We start from the raw sequence: 624 nt of genomic DNA, 5'->3' as shown, positions 1-624 counted from the left end.
TGTGGTTGTGCCCGTGCTGCCAAGAATCAGCAATCACACGGATTTTGAACCTTTTCGTCTGCACCCAGAGATCAACTTTACTTATGTTCCGGTTGATAGCGAGATTCCGCCTGCGGATTTGATTATTTTGCCCGGCTCAAAATCGGTGAGGGATGACTTGGCTTTTCTCAAAGAGCAGGGTTGGGAAGCCGCGCTTCAAAAGCATTTACGTTATGGTGGTAAGGTGCTCGGTATTTGCGGTGGCTATCAGATGCTTGGCAAGCGGATTGAGGACTCTCAAGGTATTGAGGGTGAAGCGGGTTCAAGTGCTGGATTTGGCTACCTGGATTTAACGACAACACTGACGGGTGACAAGGCGCTAAAACAGGTTAGGGGTAAGTTTGTTGTAGGCAACGATATCGTGACAGGCTATGAAATTCATGCTGGTCGGTCGACAGGAGCTAGCTTAGAGAAGCCGTTTATCGAATACGATAACGGGCAGTTCGATGGCGCAATTAGTGAAGATGGGCAGATAGCCGGCACTTATTGGCATGGGCTAGTAGATACACCGGGGGCACTAGATGCAATCCTGGCGTGGGCAGGCTACAAGGCCGCACAGCCCTTGGATTATGTAGCCTTGCGTGA

1 pseudogene is annotated in these 624 nt (G+C 50.3%); it reads left to right on the top strand.

The window, feature by feature from the left end:
* Positions 1–13: 13 nt before the first annotated feature.
* Positions 14–624 (top strand): annotated as a pseudogene (locus A3750_RS16045) (cobyric acid synthase CobQ); the annotation flags it as partial.

The sequence above is a fragment of the Oleiphilus sp. HI0079 genome, from assembly GCF_001635105.1.
The sequence above is the reverse complement of the archived record's forward strand: the minus strand, read 5'-3'. Positions and strand labels throughout refer to the sequence as shown.